At 29.1% G+C, this 19,646-nt stretch carries 23 protein-coding genes and 2 pseudogenes; 22 read left to right on the forward strand and 3 right to left on the reverse strand.

Going from position 1 to position 19,646, the window contains the following annotated elements; genetic code table 11:
• Window positions 1-144 precede the first annotated feature (144 nt).
• The 6 genes and pseudogenes from CSPA_RS15265 to CSPA_RS15285 all read left to right on the forward strand — a co-directional run.
• Window positions 145-396, forward strand: a pseudogene (locus CSPA_RS15265) (hypothetical protein); the annotation flags it as partial.
• A 104-nt stretch (window positions 397-500) separates the two neighbouring features.
• On the forward strand, window positions 501-653 hold the full coding sequence (locus CSPA_RS15270) for a hemolysin XhlA family protein (RefSeq protein ID WP_015393219.1): 153 nt from the start codon (window positions 501-503) through the stop codon (window positions 651-653).
• A 94-nt stretch (window positions 654-747) separates the two neighbouring features.
• Complete coding sequence (locus CSPA_RS31000) at window positions 748-870, forward strand: hypothetical protein (protein WP_015393220.1); 123 nt, start codon at window positions 748-750, stop codon at window positions 868-870.
• Window positions 871-1,182, forward strand: a complete 312-nt coding sequence (locus CSPA_RS15275; RefSeq protein WP_015393221.1) for a hypothetical protein — start codon at window positions 871-873, stop codon at window positions 1,180-1,182. It abuts the gene before it with no gap.
• 70 nt (window positions 1,183-1,252) lie between these two features.
• Window positions 1,253-1,987 carry a GH25 family lysozyme gene (locus CSPA_RS15280; RefSeq protein ID WP_015393222.1) on the forward strand — a complete coding sequence of 245 codons (735 nt, stop codon included), beginning with the start codon at window positions 1,253-1,255 and terminating at the stop codon, window positions 1,985-1,987.
• Between the two features lie 55 nt (window positions 1,988-2,042).
• Window positions 2,043-2,309 (forward strand): hypothetical protein, encoded by a 267-nt coding sequence (locus CSPA_RS15285; RefSeq protein ID WP_015393223.1) that lies wholly within the window; start codon window positions 2,043-2,045, stop codon window positions 2,307-2,309.
• Window positions 2,310-2,672: 363 nt separating this feature from the next.
• Here CSPA_RS15285 and CSPA_RS15290 read toward each other — a convergent pair whose 3' ends face one another.
• Entirely contained in the window at window positions 2,673-3,437 is a 765-nt protein-coding gene (locus tag CSPA_RS15290; RefSeq protein WP_015393224.1) for an EFR1 family ferrodoxin, read from the reverse strand.
• Window positions 3,438-3,599: 162 nt separating this feature from the next.
• Here CSPA_RS15290 and CSPA_RS15295 point away from each other — a divergent pair, with 162 nt between their 5' ends.
• The 7 genes from CSPA_RS15295 (at window position 3,600) to CSPA_RS15320 (ending at window position 9,671) form a co-directional block, all read left to right on the forward strand.
• Window positions 3,600-4,196: a TetR/AcrR family transcriptional regulator gene (locus CSPA_RS15295; protein WP_015393225.1), complete on the forward strand. Its 597-nt coding sequence runs from the start codon at window positions 3,600-3,602 to the stop codon at window positions 4,194-4,196.
• A gap of 1,206 nt (window positions 4,197-5,402) precedes the next feature.
• The gene (locus CSPA_RS15300) at window positions 5,403-6,395 is read left to right on the forward strand and encodes an Ig-like domain-containing protein (RefSeq protein ID WP_015393226.1); all 993 of its coding nucleotides are present in this window, start codon (window positions 5,403-5,405) and stop codon (window positions 6,393-6,395) included.
• 288 nt (window positions 6,396-6,683) lie between these two features.
• Window positions 6,684-6,983 carry a hypothetical protein gene (locus CSPA_RS15305; protein ID WP_015393227.1) on the forward strand — a complete coding sequence of 100 codons (300 nt, stop codon included), beginning with the start codon at window positions 6,684-6,686 and terminating at the stop codon, window positions 6,981-6,983.
• Between the two features lie 466 nt (window positions 6,984-7,449).
• On the forward strand, window positions 7,450-7,620 hold the full coding sequence (locus CSPA_RS30215) for a hypothetical protein (RefSeq protein ID WP_015393215.1): 171 nt from the start codon (window positions 7,450-7,452) through the stop codon (window positions 7,618-7,620).
• A gap of 357 nt (window positions 7,621-7,977) precedes the next feature.
• On the forward strand, window positions 7,978-8,814 hold the full coding sequence (locus tag CSPA_RS15310; RefSeq protein WP_015393228.1) for an ABC transporter substrate-binding protein: 837 nt from the start codon (window positions 7,978-7,980) through the stop codon (window positions 8,812-8,814).
• A gap of 230 nt (window positions 8,815-9,044) precedes the next feature.
• Window positions 9,045-9,257, forward strand: a complete 213-nt coding sequence (locus tag CSPA_RS15315) for a LexA family protein (protein WP_015393229.1) — start codon at window positions 9,045-9,047, stop codon at window positions 9,255-9,257.
• Between the two features lie 195 nt (window positions 9,258-9,452).
• Complete coding sequence (locus CSPA_RS15320) at window positions 9,453-9,671, forward strand: helix-turn-helix domain-containing protein (protein WP_015393230.1); 219 nt, start codon at window positions 9,453-9,455, stop codon at window positions 9,669-9,671.
• Between the two features lie 302 nt (window positions 9,672-9,973).
• Here the strand turns inward: CSPA_RS15320 and CSPA_RS15325 are convergent, their stop codons facing one another.
• Window positions 9,974-10,186 carry a hypothetical protein gene (locus CSPA_RS15325; protein ID WP_015393231.1) on the reverse strand — a complete coding sequence of 71 codons (213 nt, stop codon included), beginning with the start codon at window positions 10,184-10,186 and terminating at the stop codon, window positions 9,974-9,976.
• Between the two features lie 324 nt (window positions 10,187-10,510).
• On the opposite strand from CSPA_RS15325, the gene CSPA_RS15330 reads away from it, so the two are divergent.
• From CSPA_RS15330 to CSPA_RS15360, 6 genes are all read left to right on the forward strand, one after another.
• Complete coding sequence (locus CSPA_RS15330) at window positions 10,511-11,557, forward strand: galactose ABC transporter substrate-binding protein (protein WP_015393232.1); 1,047 nt, start codon at window positions 10,511-10,513, stop codon at window positions 11,555-11,557.
• A 151-nt stretch (window positions 11,558-11,708) separates the two neighbouring features.
• Window positions 11,709-12,155, forward strand: coding sequence for a GNAT family N-acetyltransferase (locus CSPA_RS15335; protein ID WP_015393233.1), 447 nt, complete (start codon window positions 11,709-11,711; stop codon window positions 12,153-12,155).
• Between the two features lie 193 nt (window positions 12,156-12,348).
• A protein-coding gene (locus CSPA_RS29180; protein ID WP_390624470.1) for an IS3 family transposase occupies window positions 12,349-13,862 on the forward strand; the annotation gives its coding sequence in 2 pieces (ribosomal slippage) (window positions 12,349-12,958 and window positions 12,958-13,862; 1,515 coding nt in all).
• Between the two features lie 225 nt (window positions 13,863-14,087).
• Window positions 14,088-14,852, forward strand: coding sequence for a flavodoxin family protein (locus tag CSPA_RS15350; RefSeq protein ID WP_015393236.1), 765 nt, complete (start codon window positions 14,088-14,090; stop codon window positions 14,850-14,852).
• A 305-nt stretch (window positions 14,853-15,157) separates the two neighbouring features.
• On the forward strand, window positions 15,158-15,664 hold the full coding sequence (locus CSPA_RS15355) for a hypothetical protein (RefSeq protein ID WP_015393237.1): 507 nt from the start codon (window positions 15,158-15,160) through the stop codon (window positions 15,662-15,664).
• A 239-nt stretch (window positions 15,665-15,903) separates the two neighbouring features.
• Entirely contained in the window at window positions 15,904-16,296 is a 393-nt protein-coding gene (locus CSPA_RS15360; protein ID WP_015393238.1) for a VOC family protein, read from the forward strand.
• Window positions 16,297-16,580: 284 nt separating this feature from the next.
• On the opposite strand, the gene CSPA_RS15365 is transcribed toward CSPA_RS15360, so the two are convergent.
• Window positions 16,581-17,150 (reverse strand): polysaccharide deacetylase family protein, encoded by a 570-nt coding sequence (locus CSPA_RS15365; RefSeq protein WP_241427084.1) that lies wholly within the window; start codon window positions 17,148-17,150, stop codon window positions 16,581-16,583.
• 498 nt (window positions 17,151-17,648) lie between these two features.
• On the opposite strand from CSPA_RS15365, the pseudogene CSPA_RS31005 reads away from it, so the two are divergent.
• The 3 genes and pseudogenes from CSPA_RS31005 to CSPA_RS15375 all read left to right on the forward strand — a co-directional run.
• A pseudogene (locus CSPA_RS31005) lies at window positions 17,649-17,756 on the forward strand (TfoX/Sxy family DNA transformation protein); the annotation flags it as partial.
• 20 nt (window positions 17,757-17,776) lie between these two features.
• Window positions 17,777-18,082 carry a carboxymuconolactone decarboxylase family protein gene (locus CSPA_RS15370; protein ID WP_015393240.1) on the forward strand — a complete coding sequence of 102 codons (306 nt, stop codon included), beginning with the start codon at window positions 17,777-17,779 and terminating at the stop codon, window positions 18,080-18,082.
• Window positions 18,083-18,349: 267 nt separating this feature from the next.
• Entirely contained in the window at window positions 18,350-19,600 is a 1,251-nt protein-coding gene (locus CSPA_RS15375) for a hypothetical protein (RefSeq protein WP_015393241.1), read from the forward strand.
• The last annotated feature ends 46 nt before the right edge of the window (window positions 19,601-19,646 follow it).

Here is a 19,646-nt window from a genome sequence, read left to right on the forward strand (position 1 = left end):
CACACTTAGAATTTTTCTATTAAGGAATTAATGGAAACTGTTTTGGAATATTGAATTTGATGTATTTGATTGTGCAATTTTCATAAGATATGCAGTCATTAATTTGGCTGCATTTTTTAGTGCAAAAAAGAGATATTGTTAATTGTAAAAGATCTTTGGATAGGAGATAATTTCACATATACTCTTGTTATAACCAATACTGGAACAAAGACAGCTAAATCAGTAGTTGTTAATGATGCAGCACCGAATCATATAGATTTTAATGTGAGTGGAGTAACAACTACTCAAGGGACAGTTGATTCAAGTTCAACATCTAAAAATATTATAGTTAATGCTGGAGATATACTACCTGGAGGAACAGTAACAATTAAAATACCTTCAACTATAATAGCATAAATTGATTGTTTGAAAAGATAATTAAATATAAAGTTTATAAAAGATACTTGCAGAAATGTAGGTATCTTTTTATTATAGAAATTTATTAGAAAAAGAGGTGCAACATGAATGACGAATTGGCAAAAGATAAATTAGTGAGGTGTGAAACTAGACTTAATAAACATGGTGATAGGCTAGATAAACTTGGAAGGGAGCTTAAAACAGAACTTAAGAACTTATGTGAAGATCTTAAAAATTTAACTAGTATGATGAAGTGATTTATAACTGCTATTGGGGGAACTTTAGTAAGCTTCTTTTTTTATGCAGTTCAAGCCGGAATATTTAATAAATAAAAAAGGGAGTGATGTAAAAATGATAAAAGCATTAATAACAATTTTAGTGAAATTAGTAGAGTCTAAGCTAGAAAAAGCAGGAGTAGAAACATTAATTTTAAAGAATGAAAATTATATTACTGCGGCTAAACAAATATGGTAGATGGTAGCTGAAAACTTTAGAATTTCACAATCTATTGAAGAAAAATTAACATCTAAGATAGATACATTTAATAAAGCATTATTAAAAGAATTTCCTAAGTTGAAACAGGATGATGTTGATAAATTAAGACACTCTGTTGCTGGAAGTGTTAATGCTGGCAAACAAGCTGTATTAGATAATTTAACAATTTTAAAACAACTACAAGAAAAAAATGATAAATTAATTGCAGAAAATACAGATCTAAAAAATAAATTAGCTAATATAAACGCTCAATCTACTGTAGTAAATACAGTTCAAGAAACTGTAGCATAAGCTTAGTATTCGGAGCGGTCTTTATGGCTGCTCTAATTTTTCATCTAAAATAAGAAAGGATGAGTAAACAATGAAAGGTTTAGATGTAAGTAACCTTAATGGAAATATAAATTTTAACCAGGTAAAAGTAGATTGTGTCGAAGTTGTCTATATAAAAGCTACAGAAGGGACAACATATACAGATAGTTATCTAGAGACAAATTATTCAAATGCTCATTACGCAGGACTAAAGACTGGCTTTTATCACTTTTTAGCGGTGACTAATTCTCCTGAGACTCAGGCAACTAGTTTTTATAACGCTACTAAGAATAAAACAAATGATCTTATTCCAATGTTAGACATAGAAATAAAATTTGACGGATTAATGGACTATGTTATTAGATTTATAAATAAGTTTAAAGAGCTATCAAATTTTCCTATAGGAGTTTATACTTATACTGGATTTATGGATAATATATATAATAGAATTGCAAATTATCCATTATGGGAAGCTAATTATAATGATGATCCATGGAACTTACCAAGTAATTCTATATGGAGTGCTAGAGCTGGACACCAGTATACAGAAAGTGGTCAAGTAAGTGGCATTAATACCAAATGTGATATTAATGATGGTATATTAATCAAAACAACTGGTTATGTAAGAACAGATTACCTTCCTAATGGTTATCGTGGAGATGGTAGTTTTGAAGGGGTAGATTTAGAATATGTATTGAGTTATTTCAAGGGTTTTAGATGCTATGTTAGATCAGATTCTAAAGGAATATGGCTTGAAACTCAAATCTTACCTATAGAAAAATGTTAAGAGCTTCAGAGAACTTTAGGAAATTAGTTTTATGATATAAAGTAGTTTTTTAAGGGTGTGGGAGTATATTATTCTGAAATTACCTGATAAAGAAAAGGCAGTTTTGTACTTACAAATACCTTCTCCAACTTGTTCAGTACAAGGATATAGAGTTGAAAATATAAATTTAGGTGATAATATTTTAACAGTCAACTTAAAACAATCATCAAGTGCACAAGTAGATGGCATAGAAGGATTTGATGGTACATGGGAATGGGTTATGTTAATTGAAGTAGATAAAACTAATTTAAAAGACAATATGAAGATTGTTGTAAATAAATAAGTTCACCATATTCTTAGGATGTGTAGAAATAAAGATTTTGTATTTACTACATTATTGTAATTTTTGGCGAATAAAAAAATTGAGGATATCTTATGCATCATTATTAGGATGCTCGATAAGACTATTACATAATATCATTGATATTATCATATGAAATCACATCAATATAGTGAGTTAAAAAATATACTTTTAAAATAAAAAACGTAGGTGAATTAACCTGCGTTTTTCTTAATTCGTAGTATTCATAATTGTATGTTAATGGCTATCATTTTTAACTGTATCTTCAGAACCCTGAGTTTATCCTATATCAATAAGTTGTTTTGCATCTGCACCAGCTTTGATTTACTGTCAGTAATCTCATTTCTATTTTCGGTTAATCATCTCCGCAAGCGTTATTTCTGGATGATGATAACGGCCACGATTTTGTGTTTTATTCTTAAGGTTTATGGATTGTTTAGGACACCACTGAATACAAGCCATACACTGCTCGCAGTTATGCAGAAATATCGGCTTGCCATCTTGCATTTTTATATTTCCGACAGGACAAACCTTACTGCAGGTTGAGCAGCCGTTACAAGCTTCACTAACATTGAACCCTTTGTCTCTTTTTGCCATCCACTTTATAAAAGGCCCATGAAGTAGTGCTATTGGATTGTTCTTGCAAGGTGGCTTTACAACGAGACTTTGAATGTCTTTAATAACCTGCTTTGTGGCCTGGCTTTGTGCCTTTGCTTTATTATCGGCATCGCTCCCCATGGCGTACAAACCAACATAATTAGAAAAGCACTTAATGCTTTCACCGTAGCTCAGTTTGCCACCCTTGCCACCAATAATTTTGCTGATATTCGTCAAACCGCCAGCACTCCCGCTTCCGCTTGTACAAACAGCAAAAATGAAGCTGTTTTTATTTGCTAAAAGGTCAAGTGCTTTTACAAACCTCTCAACTGCGCCCGGCATACCGCCAGCGTAAATAGGATACACAAAGCCAATTCGCTCGTATGTACCGCTTAACTTGTGCGATTTCCCCATTGAAATTAGCTCACAGTCTTGAATAGCACTTGCGATATCTTTTGCCACTTTTAGACTGTTACCTGTACCGGAAAAATAGAATATAATATTCTTTGCCATTTTACATCCTCCTTAAATAAACAACTTAAATTCATTATATCACCATAGCGTACAAAATTCAATATATGTAACATGTAGCATGTAACAAATATAGTTCGTTTATTAGAAATATGATATAATCATTATATTAAAACAATTTTTTTATATGGATGGTGAGCTATCATGGCAAAGTTGCCTTTAACTAAAGAAATGATTTTAAATTCAGCAGAAGAAGTTCTTCTGCGATTTGGCCCTGCAAAAGCTAATGTACAGGATATAGCGCGTGCACTCAATGTCAGTCACCCTGTCATCTATCGACATTATGATAGCAAAGCTAAGCTATGGGACGCTGTTGTAGAGCGTTGGTTAGATCGAGCATCAGCGCCACTAAACGATATTCTTAATGAGCCCATTTCTTCAGATATTAAGCTTTATCGTTGGCTTGAGGCTTTATTTAAAGGCAAACGCCAAAGTGCAATTAATGAGCCTGAGTTATATGCGATTTATACTACTCTTGCGGCACAATCCAGCGAAGTATTACATCAACATATTACCCATCTTATTGAAGATACTACTAAGATTATTAAACAAGGTGTTGACGAAGGAGTCTTTGTAAAAGATACCCCTGAACAGACAGCTTTGGCTATATTAGACGCATTCACTCGATTTTATCACCCTGCACATGTTAATGAATGGCAGAATCCTAATATTGATAAAGAGTTCAATGCGCTTTGGGATATATTATTAAAAGGTATAACTTATCACTCGTATTTGACTTAATATAGTATTAACCAAACTAATTTATTTTTATTAAGTAGAGAACAATGATACTGTAACGTTCCATACAACCTGCATTCCCGAAATAGTGTAATGATGAATGGCGAAAATTAAATATAAAAATGAGACTAAGCTCCCATACTCAGTCTCATTCGATGCTATGTATAACATCATCCCATAACCTTTATACCCATCTTAATTTTACTATCTTTTACAACATTTCACACACATCTTTTATTTACTTTTTTTTACTTATTAAATTAAATAGTGATTTATTCCGATTATTTCTACTAGTATTTAATGTCAGATATTAGTTTATTAATTTATTTATTAGAATATAATGTAGAATTAATTTTTTGATATCATATACTATATATTTTATAATTAAATTAACCCTAAGTTGATTATAAAATAATCAATTCCCTTAAAGGCTCATCCCCTAATGAGTCTTTTTTATGTTTAGAAAATTAGAAAAACACTATATTATTATGTCAAAATTTTAACATAATAATAAAATTATAGAAAAGTATAGACTGTTTTGTCGTATTATGTTAAAATAGATTTATACAAAAGATAAATAAACCCTTTTATACCCAACAAATCTCTCTCATAATTCTTGAAAACATAAAGGTGCAGTCATTAATTTGGCTGCATTTTTTAGTGCAAAAAAGAGATAGTGTTAATAGTAAAACTAAAGCTATCTCTTTTTTGATGGGTTGAGTCATGCCTTCATATAGAATTATTGACATATTTATAGTAAATATTCATACGGTATTACTTAATTAGTATAAGGTTTCATTTTGTTACAATCTATAGTTTCACCTGAGCTGGTCAAATAATAAAAGCCAAATTTCCACCACTCACTTTAACATACTTAACATGTTTCATATCACAATTAATAGGATCATAAGAATAGCATTTATAAGGTTTATTTTAAAAAATTTTTAATACGCACTTGAAAAATAAGATTTTCAAGTAAATAAGTGTAGATAACATTAAAGGCTTAAATAAAAGGTCTTTTTTTGTTATCCATTTTAAGTAAGATAGTATAAATATTGATAATAAAACATCTAAAAATTTACTGAAATTCTTAGATATAAAGGAATTTGTATTACGATTATTGTTGGCTTTTACTGGAATAACAATTAGAATAAATATATAAAAAGAACGCGCGTTCATTTATTATTGAAAATAAGGGAGAAATGATAAATGAAAAATTACTTTAAAAAGTTTAGTATAATGTTTGTAATGGCATTAATGTTCATAGGAATTGGAATGATTCAAAATGGTAGTGCAGTTAATGCTGCTACTGTTGGACAACAGTTAACAAGTCCTGATACTGGATGGAAGAGGATTGATGCTAAAAAAGATGGTATAATATCATTTAATGGAACATGGTTTGAAGGCCAAAATGACTCAGACTGGAATGGTACTGTAATGGAGAGCAATACAGGTAATTCGTCTGTGAAATTTAACTTTTATGGTACAAAGATTAGGTTTGTTACTGTTAAAAATATCGATGGTGCAAATAATGCAAGAATAACAATAGATGGTAATAAAGTTTATTCTATCAATTTAAAAGATTCGTTGTCATTTCAAATTTTAGTATCAGAAGTAAATAATTTGAGTTTAGGAGTTCATACTGTAGTAGTAGATTTTCCAAATGCTGTTTCAACAGGCTATATTTATTTTGATGCTATAGATATAGATGAAAATGGAAAAATACTACCATATGGCGAAGCAATATCATTAAACCAATCAATAATGGATTTAAGAGTGGGTGATTCGCAACAATTAACCACAACAACAACTCCAGCAGGAGCGCAAGTAACTTGGTCATCAGATAATACAAGAGTAGCAACAGTAAATCCTACTACAGGTGAAGTTACAGGAGTAAGTGAAGGAACATGCACTATAACAGCTACAACTGTTAATGGTTTAGCTGCGACATGCACTGTTACAGTAACTAAAAAAGATGATCCTCAACCAACTAATCCAACTGGAGATGCAAATTTATTTATTGAATTAGTAGATGGACAGATAAAACAATACACTGTATCACAAGACGAAATTAATAAATTTACATCATGGTTTGAAAATAGAGATAAGGATCATTCATTTACAGCTACATATAAGTTTACAAAAGGAACTTACAAGGATTATGTAGTACATGATCAAATTGATTGGTTTGAAGTAAGATAATAGAATTGTATCTAAGGCACTTTCAGTAATGTAAGTGTCTTTTATTATTACTGCGTAATAGGAAGACATTGTGAATTATTAGATTTATATTTAAAAAGTGCAACATATAATATCTTAAAAATCATAAGTAGTCAATATATACTTTGAAAATCCATAAAATTTGTACGATATTAGTTTTAATATATTCTGATAGACATTAAATAAGTTATTGTAGTTTGAATTTGCATATGGTTCTAGCTATAATCATTTTTATAATATGTACAGTATTTTATGGGAGGTTTTTTTTGCATGAGTGAATTTTTGAAATTAGAGAATTTTATTGGTCATTCAGATGTAAGTTATGAAGAAGTTATAGTTCAATTTTTACAGGATAACGAAATAATGATTGATGATTTTGAGTATGTAGGGAGATGTGATTCTGAGTGCCTGGAATGTAATGCAGAAAATTTTAGTGTCTGGCGTAGGGATATAGGAGTCATTGAAGAAGAAAACAGTTTTACTTTCGATTTAGATGCTGCTGATGAAACATTAGATTTTGCTATATACTTGTGTAATAAATGCAATAAATGGACTATCTATATTGAATAACACATCATTCTTATATATGGAGGTTTAAGTGATGGGCTTAGTTTTTCAGATGCAGTATATTTAGCAATAAGATTCTATATGATTAAATTTTATATAATGATATAGAATCTAAAAATAATGATTTAAAAAGCTATAGAAATTCTAAAATCATTCAGAAGAGTGCGTTTTTTATTATAGAGGTAATTAAATGTTAGGATAAGAATGGTATATATTCGAATGGATATCTGTATCTAACCAATGGTCTAAATTGAATGGTAAATTGTGCTATGCATGGGAATTGTACAACTCCAGATGGTTATAGAATTTATGAAACTGGTACGTGGGTTAAATAGAATAATAAATAGTAATAAAGTATTTAAGGGCACGGGAGAAATCCTGCGTCCTTTATTTTTTTGCCTAATTTTAGTCACAATAATTTAAAAACAGCATATATGTAGTAGGTATAGGCATAAAAGGAGTGAGATAATTGGGAAATATAATTAAGGTTAATTTGTATGTAAAAATGAAAAGAAAAAATGATAATAAATTAAGTTTGAAAACTATAGAAGAAATCATTTTGAAATATAAGAATTGGCTAAAGGAAAACAATAGAGAGGATAAAATAGAAACTTATGAGGAATTTCTACAAGCTCAATAGTATTTTTTAAGTGGCAGTAGCTAGGAGCAATCCACTACTGCTTATTTTTTTGTGTAAAATTTTTAAAAATAAGTTGAAATACATTTTAACTCATTAGTTAATTACTATCTCTAAAAAAATTGTAAATTGAGTTTCAGTGTGCTTGAATTATTGATACCATAAAAAAATAATATACATTAAAGTTGAATCTTTTATTTAATTTATTACTTTTGCATACGGAATTTAACTTTTCATCTTAGTTTTTAATTAACTATAATATTTTTAAAATTTAAACTTTCTTAAAACACGAATAAGTTATGTTTCAATTCCAAACAATAATTATAAAAAAGGACTGACGTTTTAAGGAGATTTTTACTTATGAAAAAAATATTTACTTTAATTGTTATTATGGGCCTTATTGTAACAATCGGATACGATACAAAATGTAGTAAAATCACAACAACAAATATTGTACAAGGAAAGGATCGGTTACAAACAATAAAAGAAAAAGGAGTATTAACTTTTGCTACATCAAATGATCCGCCTTTTGCATACATAAATCCTGAAACAAGTCAACTAGATGGTGTTGATGCTGATATCATAACTGAAATTGCAAAGCGACTTGGAATTAATAAAGTTGAAAGCAAGGAAATACAATTTTCAGATCTATTAGATAAACTAAATACTGATGATAGTATAGATTTAGCAGCTAATGCGATATTTATAACTCCTGAGCGCGAAGCTATAGTATCATTCACGCAACCATTATATAGAGAATCAGATATTGTAATTGTTCCAAAAGCTTCAAAAATTAATTTTAAGAGTGATTTAAAAAATGCCGTAGTTGGAACTGAAAAAGGTACTAAATTTGTAGATTTAGTACAAGATTGGAAGAAAAATAACTTAATAAAAGATGTATTAATTTTTAATGATACCATTGAATTATTAAATGCTATAAATAATGGGGAAGTTGATGCAGGTGTAGCTGATTCTGCAATTGTAGACTATACTTTAAAACACACAAAACTTTTTTTGAAGACATTAACAGATTACACTCCTGAACTAAGTTTACCTACAGGAATAGCAGTTAAAAAAAAGGATACCACATTATTAACTGCATTAAATGAAAAAATTAATGAGATGAAAGCAGATGGTACTTTGTATGCAATTCTTGTAGAGAATGGATTCGATAAAAATAAGATGATTAAAAACTAATGGTACAAGTACAAAGGTGATAGTATTTTTTTAATAAAAACCATTAGATAAACCAGGCGCTTAAAAAAGAAGTAAACCATGTTTTAAACTAGGAGATAATAAAATTTCCTAGTTTCTTTTATGTTCATATTTACAAAATAATCTAATAGTAGTAAAATATAATACGAACACTAGTTCGCATTATTAAAATAAACATTGTACATAAATATTTATTTAAAGGAGAAGATTAAATGTTGACGGAAAAAGAGAGAACAATATTAAATATTATTGAGATGTATATTAGAGAAAAGAGTATGTCCCCAACGGTTAGGGAAATTGCTGAAATAGCAGAATTGAATTCAACAGCAACAGTACAAAAATATATTAATATATTAGAAAGTAAAGGATATATTTTAAAAGAGAAAGGTTGCTGCAGAAGCATTAGAATAAAGAAAATAAGCTAAAATAATTAACTAAAATTGATATGAAATAACAAAAATAATTAAGGTTCAGAAATTATGATAGAATAGATATAAAAATTTAGAGTTTTCTTAGAAATCACCCAATAACATAATGCGATATTTTATATCAGTATTTGTTATTGGGACAACTATATATTAAGGAAAGAAAAACAAATCCCCGAAATAGGAGATGGCATTATGATAAGAATAAATTTATCAAAGGTATTAGGGGAAGAAAGATTGACTCAAGCCAGATTAGCTAGAGAAACTGAAATAAGACCTAATACTATTTCTGAACTTTATCACGAATTGGTTGATAGAGTTAATCTTAATCATCTTGATAAAATATGTGAAGTCTTAGGATGTGATCTGAGTGATATATTAGAATATGAACCGAATGAGAAAAGCACTGATTAATTTTTTAAAAACTCTAGTTTGTATTAGAAAGATAGAATAATAACATTTTAAATTCTCTTGTATTTTTAAAATATAAGGGGATTTTGTGTTCAATGCTCAAGTTTGCATAATGTGTAGAATGTGTATAGTAAATATTTAACTAAAATAAATAAAAATTAAGAAATAGATTGACAGATAAATTAAAAAGGAAGGAATGAGTTAATTGGGAAAAAGAAACAATTTATATCAGCAATATATAGGAAGTTGGAAAGTTTGATAATTTGAACCTACAAATTAATATTATAGGCTCAAAATCATTAGTTTTAATATTCACATACTGTATATCTTTGGTGGCAAATAGTGCACATGTAGGTATGACAACCATTATGAACATATAGTTCTACCCAATTATGTTCATGTGTAGCATTTACAATTTTTGTTGATTGATTAGTTTCAGCTGCATTAACTAAAGTTGGTGCACCGCTAAAAAATAATAGCAGTGCTGATAAAGTTACACCTAATAATTTATTTTTCATTTATATCACCCCCTATTAATTACCAATTATATTCCATTTTTATACAATAATCAAGTTATCTTAAAAATATACTGAATGAACGGCGTCAGTAATATACATCGTGTAAATTTGACGTAGTAACACTATAAAATTCTTTCTTCAGTTAACATTGAGCAGTTAGGAATGATATTAAATTGAAGTCTCTAAAAATATACGTAACCAATTTATCAAAAATTAGTACTAAGCATTATTAAAATCTATATATCTTTTTATTAATGAACATACTAAAAAGTATAAATTGCTACTATGAATTATGTTTTATGATAATTGTGAGGAGGACCTAAAGTGAAATCATTAAAAAGAGTAATGGCGTTTATTCTAGTTTTTGTTATTATATATACTTCACTAACATGCTGTAGTTTGAAAATAACAAATGCTAGCTCAAATATTACTACAAGGAGACCAATTAATATAGGTGTATTACTTTATAGTTTTGATGATCTATATACGTCAATAATTAAAAAAACTTTAGAAGATATTCAAATGAAAAATGAGGATAATGTAAAATTTACTTTTTATGATGGAAAAAACAACCAATCTATTCAAGAGGCTACTATTAATAACTTATTTAAAACTGGCAATGTTGACATTTTATTAGTGGATTTAGTAAATAGAAGCGTAGAATCAGTAAAAAATGTTCTTGATAAAGCAACAGCACTTGGAATCCCAGTAGTTTTTAATTACCTAGAACCTAGAGCAGAAGATGTTATTAAATCTTATAATAAAGCTTTTGTTGTAGACGCAGATAATAAGCAAGGAGGAGATTTACAAGGAAAGATTATTATTGATATATGGAATGCTAATAAATCAAGTATAGATAAAAATAATGATAACATATTACAATATATTATGCTACGTGGTTCTGATCAAAATATCAGGCCACAATATGCTCTTGCGGCAATTAATACAAAAATAAAAACAGAACCACTTCAAATAGTAAATGCTAATTTTAATAAGGAATTTGCTAAAGATGCAATTAATTCTTTATTCCTAAAATATAATGGCAAAATAGAAGCAATAATTGCAGATAATGATGCTATGGCAATAGGGGCTGTTGAGGCATTACAGACATATGGATATAACACCGGTGATCTTTCTAAAACTATTGTAGTTGTAGGGATCGACGGAATGCCAGAAGCCATTGAATTAATTAATAAAGGAGAGATGGAAGGTACAGTTAGTCAAGATCCCCGAGATACAGCCGAAGCTCTTTACACTGTTGGAATGAACTTGTTTTCTAATAAAACACCTACAGAAGGTACAAATTATAAGTTAGATAAAATGGGTGTCACAATTTTGCTTCCATACCAAGAGTATACGGCAGGAAAGTAGTACACAATTCTATCAACGGGTGCAGATCTATTATATACAATATAGAAATGAAGTAGTAAATTATAAAAATATTCTTTGAAGTTAGAATAAAGTTGTTTTTACAAAATATGCTATAATTAATACATAATATAGTTTAGTGAGGATATATAATATGATTGATATAGAAATTTTAAATAATATTGATAAGGAAGATATGGATAATATATTAGTTGTATGGGAATCTTCAGTAAGAGCAACACATACTTTTTTAAATGAAGAGGATATAATATCAATAAAACCTAAAGTTAAAGAAGGAGCTTATTATGTTAGCAAATTTGTATGTGTAAGAGATGATGAAGGTATCATACAAGCATTTATGGGTGTGCATGATGGTAAGATTGAAATGCTATTTGTAAGTGCTGAATGTAGATGTAAGGGCGTAGGAAAAAGGCTTGTAGAATACGCAATAAGTAGTTTGAATATAAATTATGTAGATGTAAATGAGCAGAATGAACAGGGAGTAGGATTCTATAAACATATGGGATTTGATATATTTAAAAGGTCGGAACTTGATGAACAAGGGAATCCATTTCCTATATTTCATATGAAGTTAAAGTAAACATATTTAACTTGTAATTTTCCTAAATCATAAATTAATACAATTAAATAATAAATTCTAAAATCGCATTCAAGAGATTGATATGCTCCCTTTAAGGTAGACAGATTAAAAAATAAAAATCTGTTATTTTAAAGGGGGTATTTTTTTGTCTAAAAGATCCAAATATACAGTAGAAGAAAAGTATAATATTTTAATGGATTATGATAACGGAGTTGGTTCAATACAAGAGATCTGCATTAGCTATAAAATTAGTACATCTACTTTTCATGAATGGAGATATAAATATGAAAAGCATGGACTGGACGGATTAAAAGAATCAAGAAAATCTCAGAAATATTCAAAGGAAATAAAGGAACGAGCCCTGAAAGACTATTTTTCAGGGAAATACTCACAGATGGAAATTTCAAAGAAATACGGAATATCGAATAGATCAGTATTTAAACTTTGGATAAACAAGTATAATAGTCATAGAAAGATAATTGCAACACCGGAAGGAATGAGGCACTCTATGACAAAGGGAAGAACTACATCTTTAAATGAAAGAATTGAAATTGTACAATACTGTATTGCTCACAACAATGATTATAATAAGGCCGCTGAGACTTATAAAGTCTCATATAATCAAGTATACCAATGGGTTAGAAAATACGAATATGGCGGAGAAAATGCACTCCAAGATGCGCGTGGCAGAAAAAAGCCTGATTCAGACCTAACACCTGAAGATAGAATTAAGCTTGAAATGAAAAGACTTGAAGCTGAAAATGAAAGACTAAGAGCGGAGAATGCATTCCTAAAAAAATTGGAGGAACTAGAAAGGAGGCGGTATTAAGCCGAATAAGACAAGAAAACAAATATATTGCTATAGAGGAACTTCATAACACTGAAAAATTCTCTATTTTATTATTGTGTGAAATAGCAATGATTTCACGTTCATCATTTTACAAATGGGCAAATCATGAAAAATCTACTTTGGAAAATGAGAATAAAATGTTAGTTGATGAAATTATTAAAATCTATGAGGACGTAGATGGCATTTATGGATATCGAAGAATGACAATGAATTTAAATCGAAAACTAGGTGAAAATTTCAACCACAAGCGTATTTACCGACTTATGAAAGTTGCAGGGCTACAATCTGTTATTAGAAGAAAGAAGAAACGTTACATAAAATCAATTCCTCAGCAAGTAGCAGAGAATATTCTGAACCGTAAATTTACAGCCGATAAACCTAATCAAAAATGGCTTACAGATGTTACTGAATTTAAGTATGGGAACTCTAAGAAGGCATACTTAAGTGCTATATTAGATTTAAATGATAACTCTATTGTTTCATATGTACTTGGACATTCTAACAACAATGAACTTGTATTTAAGACTTTAGATTTGGCGCTTACAGCTTCGCCCGGCGCAAAGCCTATTCTTCATAGTGATCGAGGATTTCAGTATACTTCATATGGATTTAAACGTAAATTAACATTAGCAGAGATGACACAAAGTATGTCTAGAGTAGGTAAATGCATAGATAACGGTCCTATGGAAGCATTTTGGGGAATCCTTAAGTGCGAAAAGTATTATCTATATAAATATGATACATATGACGAACTTTCCAATGCAATTGACGACTATATAAGTTTCTATAATAACAAAAGATTACAAAAAAGATTAAACGGCCTAAGTCCTTTGGAATTCAGGGCTTTAGCCGCTTAAACTATTTTTGTTATTTTCACTGTCTACTTGACAGGGTGCAGTTCAGATTGAATTTGCGATTTTTTTAATGCGCAATTCTAGTATTTGATAAATTAAATTGATCTTTGAAAATTGAACAATGTGGTATTTACAAAATATGTTATAATGAAAATATATTTGGACGAAATTTAATTGTCTTACAAATTGTAAAATTATTAACGAGTGAAATATTTGGGGGAAAGAGATATGAATATATTGGCTATAATTGGGAGTCCCAGAATCAACGGTAATACTTATAAGACTGTTAAACTAATTGAACAAAAATTAGTAGAAAAGAATAATACAATTGAATTTGAATATGTGCAATTGAGTAAGGCCGATATTAATACCTGCAAAGGTTGCTTTATATGCATTGAAAAAGGCGAAGAAAACTGCCCGCTAAAGGACGATAGGAATGACCTTGAATTTAAAATGAAACAATCAGATGCTGTAATATTTGGATCGCCAGTATATACGTACAATGTATCCTGGATTATGAAGAACTTTCTAGATCGTTTTGCTTATAGATGTCACCGACCTGATTTTCATGGGAAGAAGGCGATGGTAGTCATATCAACAGCTGCGGTAGGATTAGGAGTTGTGGGAAGTATATTATCCTTTATAATTGGCACAATGGGATTTATAACCTGTGCAAAAGTTGGATTAACTTATGCTCCAATGCATGAAAGGGATAATATAAAATCAATGAAGGAAATGAAAAAATTGAATAAACAAGTGGATTTGTTCTACAGCAAAATAATTAATACAGAAGTTATAAAGCCATCGTTTATTAAACTTTTAACTTTCAAAATGCAGCAAAGGGCATTTTCAAAGGCACCACAAAGTTCTGCTGATTTTGAATTTTGGAGTGATAAGGGATGGTTGGATAGTAAAGAAAATTATTATTATAAAGTGCATATGGGAAAAATCAAAAATTCCATTGTCTCTCTTATTAGTAGAATATTGAAGTGATGTTAAACTTAATGAAATAATAAATCAGGATACCGCATTATTCAATAAAATGAATTTGTGGTATTTTTTGTTGTACAAGTATTGCGCAATATATAGAAATTACGAAATAACACTGACCACAAAATCGTGGTGAGTATGATCTTTGAAAATTGAATAATGCGGTATTTATAAAATGATTTATAATTGGTTCGTAATAGTAATTTATTCCATGAAGTTTATACTAAGGATATTTTATATTAATATATTTAATGATTTTAGGGAAGTATAGTTCTGTGACATATTTATAAATATATTAGGAGGTACCTATGAAAAAGATTTTAAATTACTTTTTAATTGCATGCACTTTTGTGACAGTTCAGTTTTTGGGAGATAATATTGTAAGTTCTAAGCTTGTTATGGAGAATGCTGATACTTCTATATGTACTGTTGATAAAAGTGCCAAGTTTCCTATTCCAATGCTAGTAAAACTGGATCAGATTTCGCCTAATCAAATTCAAATCAGCTACGATAGGGATGTTGATATGAAACTAGGAATGAGACCAGCTAATTATTGGATTCAAGACTCAACGAATGTTAAACCAAAAGGTATAGCGACTCTTGGTAAAAATGATAAGGTGAATGCTGAAAATTCACTTACAGACAGCATGGTTAAAATACAGTCAAAAGATGGTTCGGCAAAAACATTTATATTAACTTTAAATAAAAATATTCCTAAAGGAGCAGATTATAAGTTGATAATTTGTTATGTAGCAGTTGAAGGAGCACCTGCCTACAATGGAGATAATGGAATGTCTACTTTTGTTGGTAAATAATTAATATAAAAATTATGATGATATAATACCGTATTATTCAGAAATGAATTTGCGGTATTTTTTATATTCAAGTACTGCGTAATACTACTACATGATGCAAAACTTCAATAAAGTAATACAGTAAAAACGTATTTAAATTTGAATAATGTAATATTTACAATTTATGTTATAATTAATTCATAATAATAAAGTATAAACTTAAGATTATATATATTTTGAACAGGAGGGGATTTATTTATATGGGGATACTTTCTAACAGCGTACATACGGGTTTATTTGTTGAAGATATCGAAAAAATGGTGACGTTTTATAGGGATACCTTGGGCTTTGAAACAGATTGGGATGGAGGATCGTTTGCAAATTTCAAAGTGAGAGACGGAGGATTGTTTATGTTTGACAGGAAACAATTTGCTGAGGCAATGAACCAACCTTATTATCCACCAATGGGATTTAATCTAACAATGCAAATAGGCATAGGTGTTAAGACTAAAGATGATGTTGATAGAGAATATGAACGACTAACAGCACTTGGGGTTAAATCACTCACAGGAGAGCCATTTACACAACCTTGGGGACAAAGAAATTTTTGGATTGCTGATCCTGAAGGTAATTACATTGAAATTGGTTGCTGAACTTATGAAGTACTCAATATACAATATTTGAAGTTGTTTAACTTAGCAATCTTCTTAAATTATGAATCAATGCAAATAAATAACAGATTGTAAAATCGCATTATTCAAGAAAATGAATTTGCGATTTTTTTAATGCATAATACTATTAATGGAACAAGCTCCTACAAAGAGGAGCCCGTAAACCTGAATGATATTGTGGTTTAAAGATGTTTTTTAGAAATTTATTGATTCTCACAAAATGATCTTACACTTAAAATAATTGGTTAATTTATTTTTCAGCCATATTAATATCCTGTTGTAAGTTTTCTTGAGAAAACGGATATTGAGTCACCGTTAGCAATTACAATACGTGGTAATTTATACTTGTTGTTGTCAGATGAACTTAAACCTCCGCTTACTGTAAACCCACCTTTACAACCTAGATTCTGAAGAATTGAGGTTGTAGTTGAATTATAACTTCCATAAGGGTATGCAACGGAACTAGGAGCATTGTTTGTTATTGATTTAATCTTTATATTTGCATTATTTATAGCTGAGTATTGAGTATTCCAGTCTGAAGTAAGTGATTGATGGTTGGTGGTATGATTTTCTATATCAATCCCATTAGCTGATAATGTTTGCAATTGAGCGCTTGTAAGATGACCGCTAGTGTTTATCCAGTCAGAAACAGCAAATTGAGTTGCTTTAAAGCCATATTGTTTCAAAACAGGGTATACATTTGTATAGAAATCGCTTGTACTATCATCGAAGGTAAGCAATACAGGTTTTGTTGGGGTACTAGAGGTTCCATTCAGTATACTATAATATTGGTTAATGGACAAAGCTGTATAACCGTTGTTCTTCAGATAAGCCATGTCGTTCTTAAATTCTGTAAGACTAAATTGATATGTGCCACTTGGATTTGGTGTAACAACATGATAAAGGAGCACAGGAATTTTGGTTGTTGAATTAGCAAAAGCAACCACGTTTGTAGAAGCTAAAATAAATAGAGACAGAATAATAGTAACTAATTTTTTCATTAAAATCTTCCTTTCTTAAATTAAAGTATGATTAAAGTGCAAAAAATATTTTGTGCAAAATAAGTAAAATTCTATATACAGCATAACATACTTTTATGTAAAATAATATATTATAAGGTAAAAAAATACTTTAATGTGAGTTATGAATATAAAGCAAAGGAAATTAAATAATAGCGTTAAATGTTTAAAAGATACATTTGCATTTACAGGTTGGTCATTTAGAAAGATTAGACGTAATTTTTTATTTTATTTCGTAACTTTACTTTTTTTATTGCATCTATATATATGAAGAGGTTATAACGATATAATTTTTAATAGAGAGAGAGTACAGCTTGTATTAATTTTCTTTATGCTTTAGAAGGAGGAATAGAAGGGAAAAGATGGAATTATTTGCCTGATGACAAGAAACAGGATTTAAAAATATTTTATAAAACACTGTAAGATTTAAGGAGAAGATAATTATGAGTATTAGTAATTCATTTATGACATTTGCAAAGGAAGCACCAGAACAACAAAAGGCATGGGGCGAACTTATTAGTAAATTAGATAATGCATGCAAACTGGATAAAAAAACGGAGGCGCTTGCTTATTTAGCGGTATTAGCTTCTGCTAGACTTGAAAGTGGAATACCATTTCATGTAAAACAGGCTAAGCATTTAGGTGCTTCAAGGGAAGAAATTATAAGCAGCATTTTAGTTGGACTTCCTGCTGTAGGAAATATTGTTATTCAGGCTTTGCCTATTGCATTATCTGCATTTGATGAATAGTATGAAGATATGACGTAGTAAATTATAAAAATGTTCTTTGAAAATTGAATAGTACGATTTTTACAAAATATGCTATAATTAATACACAATAGTAAATAAATGCATACTAACTACTGAATTTTAATTTACGAACAACGTTCGTTGATAATTAAACAATACATCATTTGTATATTTTTATAAATTACAAATTTTGGTAAAGTTTTAATGAGATTATCTAAAAACTATTACAGCACTATTTGCAATTCTTATACCTGGAGGGATGTTTGGTTGGGTACTTTATATAAAACAGTAGATTCACTCTTAAATAAATCTATATTATGGAAATATAAATTTGGCTTTACGGGGGAGGCATATATTGATTCAAATGAATTTGAAATAGAGTATAACATGTATTTGCCTATATTAAAAAAATATTTCAGCGTCAAAAAACCGTTTTATTGTAACAGAAATAGTGCTTATTATTCAGAAGATTTAGATGAAACAATAGATTTATTAAGAGCAATACTTATAGATGCACCTAGTATTCTAAATTCTGAAATGCTATATAATAAGAAACAATTTGTTATTTTTTCGATTACACAACATATGCTTTCATGTATAGCAAAATTAATTGGTATAGTATTTTCTTATAATACTTTGAAAAATCGTTATTATGAATTACTAAAAGGCTACCTTTCAAGACTTACTGACTATTTAGTGCAGATTATATTTGATGAGGACTTTTATGATTTTCCTAAATTATATTTTGGCTTTATTGATAATTTATTAATAGATATGAAGAAACTTAATATTGCTAGTGTCCGGGAATATTCAGAAATGGATAACATTCTTATTATGACTACTGCCTTTTTTGCGTTATGTGACTATATAGGAGTAAATGATATAATAATCTCTCCATTGCAAGGAGCTGCTTTGATACCACCTTTTTATATTTCTATGCTAAACTATATGAATGATACAAAAAAAGATTTTAGTAAAATATCCTATGAATATGTTAGATATTCTAGATATGATACTTCTCATTTTTGTCAAGAATCTTTATCTGAACAAGTTTATCATTTAAGTACTAAGTACCCTGTTGTTTCAAAAATTATATTGATAGATGATAATACAGGCACAGCAATTACTATTAAAACAATAAAGAATGAATTGCTAAGATACTTTACAAATATAACGACATGTGTCTTAGAATATTATTGGGAAGCAAAATTATATAAAGCTGACACCTATCCTGCATTTCAACTAGATGATATTGATTTAATAACCCCTTTATGTTATAGACATTTTAAAATACTTAATGAACAAATAGACTATATAAAAAATCTAAAAGAAATTCATACTAGATATAGTCAAGGTTCATTTAATAAATTGAGTATGATTTATAATGCGATAGATTATAGTCAATATATATCAAAAAGCAGTATAGATGAATTGTGCAAATTAAGAATTTTAAACATATATGAAAGATTTAAGTATTTAGATGATATAATGGCTGATTATAATTGTAGGAATATTTAAAATATCTTTTGTAAATAGAGCTTACCATTTCTTTATTTACCAAATA

This window comes from Clostridium saccharoperbutylacetonicum N1-4(HMT) (assembly GCF_000340885.1).
Taxonomy (GTDB): domain Bacteria; phylum Bacillota; class Clostridia; order Clostridiales; family Clostridiaceae; genus Clostridium; species Clostridium saccharoperbutylacetonicum.

Coding starts and splice junctions, on each gene's coding strand:
- CSPA_RS15270 (WP_015393219.1), top strand. CDS start 501: ATGAATGACGAATTGGCAAAAGATAAATTAGTGAGGTGTGAAACTAGA.
- CSPA_RS31000 (WP_015393220.1), top strand. CDS start 748: ATGATAAAAGCATTAATAACAATTTTAGTGAAATTAGTAGAGTCTAAG.
- CSPA_RS15275 (WP_015393221.1), top strand. CDS start 871: ATGGTAGCTGAAAACTTTAGAATTTCACAATCTATTGAAGAAAAATTA.
- CSPA_RS15280 (WP_015393222.1), top strand. CDS start 1,253: ATGAAAGGTTTAGATGTAAGTAACCTTAATGGAAATATAAATTTTAAC.
- CSPA_RS15290 (WP_015393224.1), bottom strand. CDS start 3,437: ATGGCAAAGAATATTATATTCTATTTTTCCGGTACAGGTAACAGTCTA.
- CSPA_RS15295 (WP_015393225.1), top strand. CDS start 3,600: ATGGCAAAGTTGCCTTTAACTAAAGAAATGATTTTAAATTCAGCAGAA.
- CSPA_RS15300 (WP_015393226.1), top strand. CDS start 5,403: ATGAAAAATTACTTTAAAAAGTTTAGTATAATGTTTGTAATGGCATTA.
- CSPA_RS15305 (WP_015393227.1), top strand. CDS start 6,684: ATGAGTGAATTTTTGAAATTAGAGAATTTTATTGGTCATTCAGATGTA.
- CSPA_RS15310 (WP_015393228.1), top strand. CDS start 7,978: ATGAAAAAAATATTTACTTTAATTGTTATTATGGGCCTTATTGTAACA.
- CSPA_RS15315 (WP_015393229.1), top strand. CDS start 9,045: ATGTTGACGGAAAAAGAGAGAACAATATTAAATATTATTGAGATGTAT.
- CSPA_RS15320 (WP_015393230.1), top strand. CDS start 9,453: ATGATAAGAATAAATTTATCAAAGGTATTAGGGGAAGAAAGATTGACT.
- CSPA_RS15325 (WP_015393231.1), bottom strand. CDS start 10,186: ATGAAAAATAAATTATTAGGTGTAACTTTATCAGCACTGCTATTATTT.
- CSPA_RS15335 (WP_015393233.1), top strand. CDS start 11,709: ATGATTGATATAGAAATTTTAAATAATATTGATAAGGAAGATATGGAT.
- CSPA_RS15350 (WP_015393236.1), top strand. CDS start 14,088: ATGAATATATTGGCTATAATTGGGAGTCCCAGAATCAACGGTAATACT.
- CSPA_RS15355 (WP_015393237.1), top strand. CDS start 15,158: ATGAAAAAGATTTTAAATTACTTTTTAATTGCATGCACTTTTGTGACA.
- CSPA_RS15360 (WP_015393238.1), top strand. CDS start 15,904: ATGGGGATACTTTCTAACAGCGTACATACGGGTTTATTTGTTGAAGAT.
- CSPA_RS15365 (WP_241427084.1), bottom strand. CDS start 17,150: ATGGCTTATCTGAAGAACAACGGTTATACAGCTTTGTCCATTAACCAA.
- CSPA_RS15370 (WP_015393240.1), top strand. CDS start 17,777: ATGAGTATTAGTAATTCATTTATGACATTTGCAAAGGAAGCACCAGAA.